This window comes from Mesorhizobium sp. WSM4846 (assembly GCF_055811415.1).
The window spans coordinates 1-12,686 of sequence record NZ_JBVVPZ010000029.1; the positions used below are offsets into that span (position 1 = coordinate 1).

General features: G+C 63.9%; 9 protein-coding genes and 2 pseudogenes. 2 read left to right on the top strand and 9 right to left on the bottom strand.

Translation table 11 applies throughout. The features are described from left to right. Positions 1-264 precede the first annotated feature (264 nt). Positions 265-1,245, top strand: coding sequence for an ABC transporter permease (locus AC0L15_RS22085; RefSeq protein ID WP_287248380.1), 981 nt, complete (start codon positions 265-267; stop codon positions 1,243-1,245). 270 nt (positions 1,246-1,515) lie between these two features. Here the strand turns inward: AC0L15_RS22085 and AC0L15_RS22090 are convergent. From AC0L15_RS22090 to AC0L15_RS22105, 4 genes and pseudogenes are all read right to left on the bottom strand, one after another. Then, a pseudogene (locus AC0L15_RS22090) lies at positions 1,516-1,733 on the bottom strand (amino acid ABC transporter ATP-binding protein); the annotation flags it as partial. 29 nt (positions 1,734-1,762) lie between these two features. After that, positions 1,763-3,988, bottom strand: coding sequence for an SAM-dependent methyltransferase (locus AC0L15_RS22095; protein WP_473497052.1), 2,226 nt, complete (start codon positions 3,986-3,988; stop codon positions 1,763-1,765). A 227-nt stretch (positions 3,989-4,215) separates the two neighbouring features. Beyond that, positions 4,216-4,953, bottom strand: coding sequence for a protein-L-isoaspartate(D-aspartate) O-methyltransferase (locus tag AC0L15_RS22100; protein WP_128168629.1), 738 nt, complete (start codon positions 4,951-4,953; stop codon positions 4,216-4,218). Positions 4,954-5,455: 502 nt separating this feature from the next. Continuing rightward, positions 5,456-6,322 (bottom strand): annotated as a pseudogene (locus AC0L15_RS22105) (ATP-binding protein); the annotation flags it as partial. A gap of 166 nt (positions 6,323-6,488) precedes the next feature. Here AC0L15_RS22105 and AC0L15_RS22110 point away from each other — a divergent pair. Next, positions 6,489-6,938 carry a hypothetical protein gene (locus AC0L15_RS22110; protein ID WP_473497054.1) on the top strand — a complete coding sequence of 150 codons (450 nt, stop codon included), beginning with the start codon at positions 6,489-6,491 and terminating at the stop codon, positions 6,936-6,938. Between the two features lie 307 nt (positions 6,939-7,245). Here the strand turns inward: AC0L15_RS22110 and AC0L15_RS22115 are convergent, their stop codons facing one another. From AC0L15_RS22115 to AC0L15_RS22135, 5 genes are read right to left on the bottom strand one after another with little or no spacing between them, the layout of a single operon-like run. Beyond that, positions 7,246-8,052, bottom strand: coding sequence for a cytochrome c oxidase subunit 3 (locus AC0L15_RS22115; RefSeq protein ID WP_473497056.1), 807 nt, complete (start codon positions 8,050-8,052; stop codon positions 7,246-7,248). Continuing rightward, positions 8,049-9,623 carry a cytochrome c oxidase subunit I gene (locus AC0L15_RS22120; RefSeq protein ID WP_287248373.1) on the bottom strand — a complete coding sequence of 525 codons (1,575 nt, stop codon included), beginning with the start codon at positions 9,621-9,623 and terminating at the stop codon, positions 8,049-8,051. Before AC0L15_RS22120 ends, AC0L15_RS22115 begins: the two co-directional genes overlap by 4 nt. Further along, positions 9,620-10,444: a cytochrome c oxidase subunit II gene (gene coxB / locus AC0L15_RS22125; protein WP_287248370.1), complete on the bottom strand. Its 825-nt coding sequence runs from the start codon at positions 10,442-10,444 to the stop codon at positions 9,620-9,622. Before coxB ends, AC0L15_RS22120 begins: the two co-directional genes overlap by 4 nt. 5 nt (positions 10,445-10,449) lie before the next feature. Next, a complete protein-coding gene (locus AC0L15_RS22130; protein WP_128173634.1) occupies positions 10,450-12,063 on the bottom strand; it encodes a GMC family oxidoreductase in 1,614 nt (537 codons plus the stop codon). Beyond that, entirely contained in the window at positions 12,060-12,608 is a 549-nt protein-coding gene (locus AC0L15_RS22135) for a sugar dehydrogenase complex small subunit (RefSeq protein WP_128173635.1), read from the bottom strand. Before AC0L15_RS22135 ends, AC0L15_RS22130 begins: the two co-directional genes overlap by 4 nt. Positions 12,609-12,686: the final 78 nt, after the last annotated feature.

Consider the following 12,686-nt stretch of genomic DNA (forward strand, 5'->3'; position numbering starts at 1 on the left):
GAGAGGTGCCGTGAGGCTGGTTTACGAAGTCGGCGATCCACGGCGCCCCCCTCTGTCCTGCCGGACATCTCCCCCACTTAGGGGGAGATTGGACGGCGCGACGGCTTTCGCCAATTGTCGACGTTGCAAGAATGAGCGAGGCGCCGAAGCTGCCAATCTCCCCACCTGTGGGGGAGATGTCCGGCAGGACAGAGGGGGGCGCCGTAGAGCGCCATCTCCCGGCAAGCGCACCAACATCGCGCCACCCCAATCGCGAGCAACCTCATGAGCACAACCGCGATCCAACCGGTCCCCTTCGGCCGCCGCCTCAAGCGCTTCATGGCCGACCGGCCGCTGATCCCGCTGATCATCCTGCTGGTCATCCTGGTGGTGGTCCTGCAGATCCTGCGCCCCGGCATCGTCAACGAGCGGTGGCTTGCCAACACGGTCAAGTTCGCCATTCCGCTGGCAATTCTGGCCGGATGCCAGACCATGACCATGTTGACCGGCGGCATCGATCTGTCGGTCGGAACCGTGGCGACGATGAGCGCCTTCATCATGGCGACGCAGGTCGTCAACCATGACCCGGCGGTGGCGATCCTGATCGCCTTGGTGCCGGCGGTGCTGATCGGCCTGGTCAACGGCATCGGCGTCGGCGTCTTTCGCGTGCACCCACTGATCATGACGCTTGGCACCAGCCTGATCGGCACCGGCTGCCTGCAGGTCTATCAGCGCACCGTCATCGCTTCGGGCGCCAAGATTCCGCCCTTCCTGGCCTGGTTGGGCACTGGCCTCACCTATGGCGTGCCCAACGCGCTGCTGCTGTTCGTGCCGATCGCCGTCCTCATCGTCTTCACCTTGAACCGCACCGGCTTTGGCCGCCTACTTTACGCAGTCGGCGACAATGAAAGCGCAGCGCGCCTGTCCGGCGTCCGCTACTGGCAGGTCATCACAGCGCTCTACGTCATCTCCAGCGTGCTCGCCGGCATCACCGGCCTGCTCTACATCGGCCTGATCAAGGCGCCGTCGCTGTCGCTGGCCGAGCCGCTGGTGCTGCCTTCGGTGGCCGCGGCAGTGATCGGCGGCACCTCGATCTTCGGCGGCCGCGGCGGCTACACCGGCACCATCATCGGCGCGCTGATCCTCACCGTGCTGACGACGCTGCTGACCATCCTGCAAATGCCGGAAGGCGCGCGGCGGATACTGTTCGGGCTGATCGTGCTGTTCGTCACGGCGGCTTATTTGCGGATTATTGAGGATCGGTAGGGGTGCTGAGGCGAGCAGTTGCTTTGACCCGAAGCAGACTCTCGCAAACGGAGCCGCGCATGACAGCTTTGGTCAGCATCTCGGCCGTTAAGGTCAGCTTTGCCACCGCCTGGAAGCGGACATAGTCGGCGACTACTCTGGAAGTCGCGGTTGCGCTATTTCCGGACAAGGACCGCGAAGCCGTCAAATGGCGTGCCGCCGAACCCGAGCCCGCCAGGCTCACCATTGCAACGTCGAGCGGGCCAAATAGACGACACGCATCTAGTCCGGTCACCGGATTAATTGACGCCGAGGAAATGGGCGGCGCTCGGGCGTGTTAGAGCTGGCGAAGACCTTGCCGGGCGGGCCGATCTCGTGGATGCGGCCTTCATGTATGAAGACGGCGCGGCTGGCGAGACGCATTGCATTGGGTGACCATCAAGAGCGTTATGCCGTCGGCGGAGCACCTCGGCAACCAATTCGGGGTCAAGTGCGGAGGTGATCTGGTCGATGGCGCCCCGGCTAGCAGTGAAGAACTTCACAACCAGAAAGGGATCATGGTTCGGATCGTGAGCCGATTTGCAAGCAAGGCTGGCGCGACAAGATAAAGGACCACAGCGATCATCACGACGCCAGAGAACCCTACATGCATTGCAAGCAGCGTGGCGAGAATCGCGCTCAGCACGGACGCACAGCCGTTGATTCCCCACGCCCAGGGAATGAATGTCTCCGAACGCGCGCCGACATGCCCGAGGCCGAGGGGAAACGGCATGCCCATAAAAAGAGCGAGCGGCGCTATGAGAAGGAGCGCGATCACGATCTTAGCTGCGTCCGGGAACGCCAGCAGCCTTTCGAATACTGAGGGCAGCGCGAGAAGGTAGGTGGCAGCCAGGACCGCGATAACCCCGACAGCGAAGGCGATGCCGCGCACCGCCGACCCGCGCCCAACCGCCGCGGCCCAGCGTGCGGCAACAGCGCTACCGAGACCGGCGAATGCGAGGAAGCCCGCAAGCACGACAGCGACAGCGTAGAACGGATGACCGAGGAACAGCACAAAGCGCTGGATGAAGGCGATTTCGATGAAGAGGAAGGCTAGCCCCAAGGCAAGGAAGTAGAGCCCGAAGCGCAGCCGGTGCAAAGCTTTCCCGAGCGCGTCTCTGCGAATCCATAGCGGCAGGAGGATCAGGACGGCGCTGAGGATGGCAGCCTGGACCAGAGTCGTCACGAGGATCAGGTAGCTCCAGTCGAGCATCGCTGCCCCGCCCTGGGTGCGCAGTGCTAGGAGTTCGGGCAGGGCGCGCCAGCGGAAGAAGTCGAAGAAATAGGGCCGATTGTCGGTGGCCGGTGCGATGGCGAACTTGTAGCGCTCGATGAAGTCGGCGCGCTCAGGGCCGAGGAGCGCGAGGGCTCCCTCGTAGAGATATTCCTGATCGAGCTGGTTGAAGTGGTTCACGTCGCTCGCGGAGATGCCTGGCACCCACGAGATGTCGAAGAAGTTCTCGGCCGCGAAGCTGCGAATGGCCGCAATGTCTTCGCCTCTGAACGGCGACTTGGCGACGAGCAAAGTTGCGGTATTCCAGCTCCGGATCAGCGCCAGGTGCCGGTCCGGCTCGGCCACGCCTTCCGCCTCGAGCGCTGCTGTGGCGGTGGCGAACAGCTTAAGGCTATCACGCGGCGGCACTCGCAGCCATCGGGTGATAGCGACGACACCATCTGGTCCGAGAATCGCGAGGTAATCCCGCATTGCCTCCACAGTATAGGTGTAATTTTCATGCAAGCTCTGCACGCCGGCCGCGGCGGCGCTGAAGGAATCGAGGAGCGGCATCTGGATCAGCTCGTAGCGCTCGCCAGCAGTCGCAGCGAAGGCGCGCGCCTCGGCCAAATGCAAGCGCAGGTTCGGTCGGCTGAAGATACCGCCAGCGAAGTCGGCGAAGCGATTCCGAGCCAAGTCGATCATTTGCGGGTTGACCTCTACCGCATCCACGGTATCGGCCCCGGCGCGCAGCGCCAGCAGCACCTGCTCGCCGCCCCCGGCGCCGAGGATTAGCACCCGCGGCCGCTCGAGGATGCGGTACGGCAGCGCCGCCGTTGTACGGTCGAGATAGGCGACCTTCGCCGGATCGCCTCCATAGGCGGTGATCGCCGCAATACTGTCGCCATCGGTGAAGACGGCGAGTTGCGCAGGCGGCTCCTGGGTATTGGCAAGGCTGAGGCCAGGCGCATAACGGAAGGGGATGGTCGGGCTCTCGACAACCGTCAGCAACCCGAGCGGGCTCGACCGCTCCTCGATCACCCGCGCGTTCGGAACCTCCAGGGCTATGCGGAGGCCCTTATACTGCGACATATGCGGCTCGGGGGCCACCCAGGACGGCGGTAGCGATACTGCAACGAACGCCGCTGCCAACCCAAGGCCGCCCGCTGCGAGCCACCGATGGCGGACCATGCCGAACGCGGCAAAGGCAGCCGCCGCGAATGCCAGCGCTGCAACGAAACGCAGCGCCGTAGATGGAAAGACCAGGAACAGGAGCCCGACGATACCCAGCGCACCGATCCCTGCGCCGGCCAAGTCGAAGGCGTAGACGCGTCCGATCTGTCCGGGATGGCGGCAGAAAGCAAGGCCGACGCAGGTCGCGCCAAAGAAGAACGGCAGGATCAGAAGCGCATAGTTGGCCGCGAGCCAACCGAGCTGTCGCGGATCCCAGATGATCTCGAGCGCGTTGAACGGCAGACGTTCGGCGATGGCGAAGCTGGCGACCGCGGTCATGCCGAACAGCGCTGCCGACGCCGCGAAAGCAGCCGGGTAGCGCTCCACTAGCCAGCGCTGGGCAAGCGCAATGAACGTACCGCTAGCGCCGAAGCCCAAGAGCGCGATGCTGATGATCATGTAGGCAAAATGGTGCCATTGAACGATCGAAAACAATCGCATCAGCAGCAATTCATAACCGAGAACCGCTGCCGAAATGAGACCGACTGGTAGCATGCGGCCCGCCCTCACCGGGAGGGACCTCCCCGCAGCGGAACGAAGCTCACCGGCAGCAGCTGCCGGGTCGTAATGCCTCCGTCTCGTCGCTTCTCGACGAGCATGAGAAACTGGGTTGCAAAGGGGCCTCCCACGGGGATGACCATCCGACCTCCTTCAGCGAGCTGCTCGACAAGCGGCGGCGGAATATGGCTGGCAGCCGCGGTCACGACGATGCCGTCGAAGGGCGCGTGCTCAGGCCAGCCGTAGTAGCCGTCGTCCACCTTCACCTCGACGTTGTCGAAGCGGGGCACCGCAAGTCGTGCCGCTGCCCTCTTGCCTAGTTCCGGGATAATCTCGATCGAGTAAACCTTGGCGGCGAGGGGCGACAGGACGGCTGCCTGATAGCCCGAGCCGGTGCCGATCTCGAGGACGGTGTCGCCAGACCGAACATTGATCAGGTCGGTCATAAGCGCGACGATAAAGGGCTGCGAGATCGTCTGACCGTGCCCGATCGGCAAGGGCCGGTCATGATAGGCCGCGCCGCGCTGCGCCTCGGGTACGAAACGCTCGCGCGGCACTGTGCTCATCGTCTTGAGCACCGCCGGATCGATACTGTGTCCCCCGGAGCGGGCGTGTGCCTTTATCGTCTCGATCATGGCCGCACGCTCGGCTGCGCGGTCCTGGGCGGGCGCCGATGTCGAAACGAAGGCGGCAGCACTCGCGAGAAACGCGGCCAGCAACGCTCGGCACTGGGCTAGAGCACTCATGAACCTCTCCTGGCCCACGACGTCGAGAACAAAGGCGGCGGCCTTTTGAAGCAACGCTGCTCCGATCTCACACCAAACATGTCGCGGCACCAGGTCCGGATCAACCCGTTGGAGGTTGGTGGTGCGTCAGAATCGTCTTCCGCCTCAGGCGGCGACCGCAGATGGGACGGCAAGCAGCCTGACCGCACTACACATCCTTCACGGGTACCAAGGACCTCGCGGTTACCTGCCTGCAAGTCCGCTATCCATTTCCTGCAAGTCCGCTATCCATTTATTGCATTATTGCAGCCCCTCCGACGAATCGACACGAAGGTCCGGAGCGGGTCAGATTACGTCGATGCCCACAGAGGCCAAGGTCCGCTTCCAAAAAAAATCCAAGCCTCAGTGCCAGTCCGCTATCGACCGAAACGCGACGTCTGAGTAGCGTTCGGGCGATGACCGCTCTTGGCGGCGCTTTGCTGACGTTGAGCGACGTCAGCTTTCGCCCAGACCGCATCAGCTCTCACACCGCCAAACGCCCCTGCTCAACCTCCTCCGCATTAGGATCCCCCGGTGCCGTTGCCCAGGCGAGTTCCACCAGCGTCACGATCCGCCGACCAAGCCCATCAAGCTGGCACACGATCAGCCCCTGCTCTTCGATATAGGTCAGCAGTCGCCGGGCGCGGCGCAGCGAGTGCGAGCCGTAGGCGCGGGCGATCGCCGCATCGCTCGGGCAGGGCCAGCCTTCCTTGGCGGCGCGGGCGATCATCATGAACACGCCCTGCATATCCTCGGGCAGCAGCGAGGCGCGCGCCGAGACGTCCTGCCAGGCGTCATCGCCGGCCATGTCGGAGCCGAGGCCGGCGCGGGCGCGCGTCAGCATGCGGCGGAAGGCGGGCAGGTCGGGCACGGCCGAGGCGAGGCCCTCGATGCCGCAGCGGACCACGAACTCCTGATAGAGCACACCGATGACCCGGAACCCCGCATCGGGCTGCGCCAGCACGGCGCGCAGGACGCGGTCGACGCGCTCACGCCGCTCCGCCAGATCCTCGGCGCTGATTGGCGGCTCTACCGGTTCGGGGCGGATTTCCAGCGCCGCCGACTTTGCCGCCATCAGCTGATCGAGCAGGTCCGGCGACGACCGGCGCGGCGGCCGGACGGTTTCGGGCGGCGGGGCTGCCAGGATGATGGCGCGGGCGTCCTCAAGCGCGGCTTCCGGCAGCGGCATCAGCCGCGGGGCGCCATTGCGCGGACTTGTGTCGGTCGGGCCGATGCGCAAGCCGAGCGGACGGCGAGACAGCGCCGGGCCGAGCGCCATGAACTGCCCGCGCTCCAGGTCGCGAAAAGCCTCCGCCTGCCGCCGCTCCATGCCCAAAAGGTCGGCCAGCTTCTCGCGCCACGCGTCCGTGCCCTCAGGCGTGTCAAGTTCCTCGCCATAGTCGTCGCGCCGGTCGGGGGCGACAGGTGTCGTTGCATCGATAATCACCTTGGACGAAATGCCGTTCGGCACGCCGGCCGGGTCGAGCAGGTTTTCCGGCAGGTTCGGAATGGTCACGATGTCGCCCGACGGGTTGACCTTCACCGAGATCGCCCACATGGACAGGCGCGGGTTTGCCGCTCTCGACGAAACGTTTGAGCTGGAACAGCATCGCGCCCCACAGCGTGTTGCACTTCTGGAAATTGCCCTCGCGGTGCGGCCAGCCGCCATGCTTGCGCGAGAGGTGCGTTCGCCCGTCCGGCATGTCCTCAAATACGTATTCCACCATGGTGCCGACCGAGTCGCCTGGACCCTGCGTGCAGGTCCACAGCCGCCCGACGCGTCGCTACGGTCAACGCGCCAGCTGAAGTCGGGCGCACCTTCACAGGACAGCGTCCATTCGCTCCCTACTTTGCCGTCGCCGGTCACCTGGCTCGTGTTCCAGCCGCGCAACCCATCGCGAGTCGCTATGGCATCGTGCACGGAAGACGCCACCGCCTTTACGGCAAGTTCGGGATCAATTGAATGACCTCTGCCATTGCGGCCCTCATCCTGAAACGCAACGTGCCTTTAGGCAAAACCACGGCCGCAATTCTTTTGCAACTACAGCTTGAGATATGCTTGGTCATTGATGATCGAGGACGGGAGCTACTACACTACTTGATCCTGCAGGAAACTGATCGACCATGGAGTAAGGTCACTTCCGCCAGAGGCAGCTCTTCTGGGTGCTTTTAAGTTTGCTTCTATGCAACTTTGAACCGCGAAGGCCGCCCTCAGCCGGCTCCCAGATATGTTTCAGCAATGCCGATGCTAGTCGACGTCGCGTCGGTACGCTCCTAGCTGGCCCAAGCGTAGAAGACGGCGAACAGCAGAAGCCACACCGCATCGACAAAATGCCAGTACCAGGATGCCGCCGTCGTGATGAAGCCGCCGCCGCCGGCTGAGCGCGCGCGGATCACCCGATATGCGGCGATCGACAGCAACAAGATGCCGATAACGACGTGCAGGCCGTGGAAGCCAGTCGTAAGGAAGAAGATCGAGGGATAGACACCGTCGCGGAATCCCACCGAGGCGAGGCTGAATTCCCGAAGCTGAAGGCCGACGAACACGCCGCCGAGCGCGATCGCCACGGTAAGCCCGATAGAGGAAAGCTGCCATCGCTCTTTCAGAAGCCAGTCATGCGCCGCTGCGACGCAGACCCCCGACGCGAGGAGGATCACTGTGTTGAGAAGCGGGCCGCCCCAAGGGTCGTCGGGGCGCATCGGCGTAGGTGGCCATGAGCTGAACCCCGCGATCTCCGGATAGATCGCGTATCGTAGGTAGACGGCGAACAAGGCGGCGAAGAACGCTACCTCGGACGCGATTAAGGCGATGATCGCGATCCTCGGGCCAAAGGTGTTTTGCGGACCATTCGCACGCTCACCACTCGTCGCCCGCGACCACGCTGTCAGAGCGATGAACAATGGCAGAAGCCCCACCGCGATCACGAGCGGACCGAGTACCGCGATGCTGCCGGCCAGCGTGCCGAACAGCGACGGGTGGAAGAGCGCGAGACCGGCGCACGCTAGCAGGAACAGCGAGACAGCAATCGCGACAGGCCATCGGCCATCCGTGCCGCCGACCTCGGTGACAGTCTTGCTCACGCGCCTGCCTCCGCGCCCGCCGTGCCACGCGGACGCGCCATCTCGGGATCGTCATCCCATTCATGCGTGAAAGCCGGGCCCCACACATCGCGGGGGGCCGGCGCGCCACGCCGCAGCGAGACCGCAAGCATCACCAGGAACAGCAGCGTGGAGGCGAGCGCGAGCACAGCGCCGAGCGACGCAATCATATTCCAGCCCAAGAAACCGTCCGGATAATCCGCGATGCGCCGTGGCATTCCTGCCAGTCCGAGGAAATGCATCGGGAAAAACAGAACGTTGGTGCTGATGAAGAAGCACCAGAAATGCAATCGTCCAACCCACTCCGGGAACATGCGTCCGGTCATGCGCGGGAACCAGTAATAGAAGCCCGCGAAGATCGCATAGGTCGCGCCGAGGCTCAGCACATAGTGGAAATGCGCGACGACGTAGTAGGTGTTGTGCAGCACTTGATCCGCGCCGGCATTGGCAAGCACGATCCCCGTCGTGCCGCCGACCGTGAACATGATGATGAAGCCCAGCGCCCACAGCATCGGCACGGTGAGGCGGATCGACCCACCCCACATCGTGGCAATCCAGGCGAACACCTTGATGCCGGTTGGCACCGCTATTACCATCGAGGCCAGCGTGAAGAAGGCACGCGGCGCGAAGCCTACACCTACGGTGAACATATGGTGCGCCCAGACGATGAAACCCAGCGCCGCAATTGATGCCATCGCCAGCACCATGCCGGGATAACCGAAAATCTGGCGACCTGAGAACCGCGAGACGATCTGGCTGATGATGCCGAAGGCCGGCAGGATCATGATGTAGACCTCCGGATGGCCGAAGAACCAGAAGAGGTTCATGAACAGCATCGGGTCTCCGCCGCCGGCTGGATCGAAAAAGGCGCCGCCGAAATTGCGGTCGGCAAGCAGCATCGCCAGCGCGGCCGCCAGCACCGGCATGGCGAGAAGCAGCATGAGCGACGAAATCAGGATCGACCACACGAACAGCGGCATGCCGAACAGCGGCAAGCGATCCTCGCGCATGTTAAGGATGGTAGTGACGAAATTGATCGCGCTGATCACGGAAGAAATGCCGGCCAAGTGCAGCGCGAGGATCGTCATGTCGACCGACGGTCCGGGCTGGCCGTCTATGCCCGACAGCGGCGGATAGAGGCTCCAGCCGGTACCCGTTCCGTCGCCGACCAGCAGCGATCCGATCAGCATGATCAAGGACAGCGGCAGCAACCAGAAGCCGAGACTGTTCAGTCCCGGAAAGGCCATGTCGCGCGCACCGATCATCAGCGGGACGAACCAGTTGCCGAAGCCGCCGATCAACGCCGGCATCACCATGTAGAAGATCATGATCAGGCCATGCGCGGTGATCAGCGCGTTCCAGGACTGGCCGTTGACGACATAGTCCATGCCCGGCCGCGCCAGTTCGAGCCGCATGTAGCCCGAGATCGCGCCGCCCAGCGTCCCCGCCATGATCGCGAATCCGAGATAAAGCGTGCCGATCGCCTTATGGTCGGTGGTGAACAGCCAAGCCGCAATCGACCGGCACTCGCGCCTATGTTCGATGGCGCTCATTTCGCCACCTGCGCTGATATAGTCGCGGCCCTGACGACCGGATATCGCGTTGCAGCGTCCCGCACCCAGGCGTCGAAATCAGGTTGCGCCATGGCCTCGATCGCGATCGGCATGAAGGAGTGGTTCAGACCGCAGATCTGGTTGCACTGCCCGTAATAGACGCCCGGCTTCTCGACGCGTGTCCAGGTTTCGTTGAGGCGCCCGGGCATGGCGTAAATCTGTAGGCCCAGTGCCGGCATGAAGAAGGAGTGCACGACGTCCGACGATGTCACCTGTATGCGCACGACAGCGCCGACCGGGACAACCATGCGATTGTCGACCGCTAGCAGACGCGGTTCACCGGCCGGAACGGAGGCCGGCGGCAACATGATGGAATCGTATGCGAAGCCGCCATTGTCGGGATAGGAATAACGCCAGAACCACTGATGGCCGCTGGCCTTTATCGTCAACTGTGCGTCGGGAATATCGCTCTCATAGGCGAGCAGCTGGAGCGACGGCGCGGCGATCGCGCCCAGCACCAGCACCGGCGCGATAGTCCAGCCGAATTCCAGCCAGGGCATGCGCGTGACTTTTGACGCCGTGGGGTGCCGGCCCGCCCGGAAGCGCAAGAGCGCGAAACCGATCAGCATGGCGACGAGCGCGACGATGCAGACGCCGATCAGCAATATGTGGTCGTGCAGCGCAACGATCCGCTCCTTCGTCTCCGAGGCTGAGACGCCGAAACTTGTCTGCCAGTTCGCCGGCGCCTGCGCCAAGCCGTGCCGTGCGTCGAGCATCATTGCGGAGACAAAACCGAGGAAAACAGTGCCCCGCCCGCGCATGACATCTACGCCTTCAGCAGGGAGATGAGATGCGCGCCGAGGCGCGCACTGAGCGCCGCAATGGTGAGCGTGGGCGCATTCGCCGTGATGGACGGGAAGACGGACGAGCCAACGATGTAGAGGTTTGGATGGTCGTGGCTCTTCAGGTCCCTGTCGACGACCGAGGTGAGCGGGTCATCTCCCATGCGTGTCGTGCCGCCCATGATCGCGCTGTCAGCGATCGGGCCGAGCTGCTTGATCTGCGTGGCGCCGAGTGCAGCCATGAGCTTGTTCTGCACATCGCGCGCGACCGCCAGCCCGCGCGCCGTGTAGTCGTCAGACTTGAAGGCGATGTTCGGCCGCGGAATGCCGATCCCGTCCATCTGATTGCTCAGCGTCACGCGATTGTCCGGATTGGGAAGCATTTCGGCAGAGCTGCCAATGATCAGCTCCCGCGCGACGTGCGAACGGACTGCCGCCTTCAGCGCATCGCCGCGCAGGCCCTGTTTGATGAAGGTCGTCGCAGCCTGGAACGGACCGACCGCCCGCGCCCAGCCCTCGTTGGAAGGCGAGATGCCGATGGCCGCACGCTCGTTGCGGAAATCGCCGTCCCGAAGCTCGGCAATGCCACCGGTCGAGACCGGTCCGCGATAGGTGAACACGGGATCCCTGGTCAGTCCCTGAATGCCGACATCGATCTGCGACAGCAGATTGCGGCCGACCTGGTCGGAACTGTTCGCCACGCCCGTCGGCGCATTGTCTCCCGTCGAAAGCAGTAGCAGCTTTGGCGTCTCAATGGTATGCGCCGCGATGACCACAATTTTTCCGGTCGCGCTGCCCTCGCTGCGATCTGGGCGACGGTAACGCACTTCGGCAATGCGTTTGTCCGGACCGACGACTAGCTCGTGCACCACGGCCTGCGGCTCGACATGCGCGCTGGCGCGCTCCGCGATGGCGAGATGATGCGTCGCGTCGTACTTCGCCTGGATGGGGCAGATCGGCACGCAACTCGCATTGCCGCAGCATTGCGGGCGGCCATCCCGCCACACCGAATTGCGCGCCTGTGGAAATGGCAACACCGAGTAGCCGAGCGCCTTGGCAGCGATGCCGACCTGCTTGTCGGCATAGGTCATGGGGATCGGTGGCATCGGAAACGACTTTGAGCGCGGCGCGCCGAAATCGGCAGTGTCGTCGCCCGCGACGCCGATCTCTTCCTCGGCGGCCTGATACCACGGCTCCATGTCGCCATAGGCGATAGGCCAATCGACGCCGACGCCGAACTTCGAGCGCATCTTGAAATCGTTTGGCCGGAACCGTGCGGCGAGCCCGCCCCAGTGCCACGTGGTGCCGCCGACGATCCTCGCCTGCTGTCCCCTAAAGGTGTCCGGCCCAGCCTCGACATAGTAGGCGGAGAAGTCGGATTCTTCCGGCTGCGGCGCATAGGGCTGGTCGGGGTAAGGCGAGTTCTGGCCCTTCGCGGACGAGTACTGGAATCGTGTCACAGCGGTGCCGCGATCGACGCGCGGTCCCGCCTCGAGGAACAGCACGCTGAACCCTGCTTTCGCGATAGCCGCGCCGGCAAGCGCCGCGGCTACGCCTGAACCGACAAACACGACATCGGCGGACGCCGGCGCGGTCATTCGGAAAACCGTCCGGGCGGCGGTGCGTTCGCCCACGCGCCAAAATTCGTGTCGCATCGCGTCGGCGGCTTGGTGTAACCGCAGGCATGCCAGACGAACGCATCGAGATAGGTAAGGACGCGTTCTTCCGAGCCGTGCATGATGCTACCCGTATACCAGGCTTGGATGAGCGATTCCGACAGCGGTTTCAGCCCCGCCGACGCAATCGCGCTGTCCCATTCTGTCTCGGGCTGTTCCGTCACGATCGCATGCAGTTTTCCGAGATCGGCGGCGTCAGCGGAGAATGCCTGCAGGAACAATTCCGGCAGCGTGGCGTCGCTCGGCGACATGCCCGTCAGTATGCCTGTCAATTCGCGAAACGCGCCGGGCTCGATCGCGCTGCTCAAGGCGACCTGGCTACGGGCCGCGGCGGGCAATCCGAAGAATGCTGCGAGCGTCGAGACGGCAATGAGAAGCTCGCGTCGCCGCACTGTTGCCGACGCAGAATGATGCGCCGCCGGCTGACCTACCTGCTTGGGCAGACGCGCATCGTCACTGCCAGCCATCGGTACCCTCAAGGCGAGCCTCTGCTGAAACAACCAGGCCGCACGCTATCTGAAGCTACGGCTCAATCTGAGCTTGGT

What these genes read in the sequence shown, in the direction of transcription:
- coxB (WP_287248370.1), bottom strand. Translation starts at nt 10,444, where the DNA reads ATGCGCGGGCGGGGCACTGTTTTCCTCGGTTTTGTCTCCGCAATGATG.
- AC0L15_RS22085 (WP_287248380.1), top strand. Translation starts at nt 265, where the DNA reads ATGAGCACAACCGCGATCCAACCGGTCCCCTTCGGCCGCCGCCTCAAG.
- AC0L15_RS22110 (WP_473497054.1), top strand. Translation starts at nt 6,489, where the DNA reads ATGTCGCCCGACGGGTTGACCTTCACCGAGATCGCCCACATGGACAGG.
- AC0L15_RS22135 (WP_128173635.1), bottom strand. Translation starts at nt 12,608, where the DNA reads ATGGCTGGCAGTGACGATGCGCGTCTGCCCAAGCAGGTAGGTCAGCCG.
- AC0L15_RS22130 (WP_128173634.1), bottom strand. Translation starts at nt 12,063, where the DNA reads ATGACCGCGCCGGCGTCCGCCGATGTCGTGTTTGTCGGTTCAGGCGTA.
- AC0L15_RS22120 (WP_287248373.1), bottom strand. Translation starts at nt 9,623, where the DNA reads ATGAGCGCCATCGAACATAGGCGCGAGTGCCGGTCGATTGCGGCTTGG.
- AC0L15_RS22095 (WP_473497052.1), bottom strand. Translation starts at nt 3,988, where the DNA reads ATGACCGCGGTCGCCAGCTTCGCCATCGCCGAACGTCTGCCGTTCAAC.
- AC0L15_RS22100 (WP_128168629.1), bottom strand. Translation starts at nt 4,953, where the DNA reads ATGAGTGCTCTAGCCCAGTGCCGAGCGTTGCTGGCCGCGTTTCTCGCG.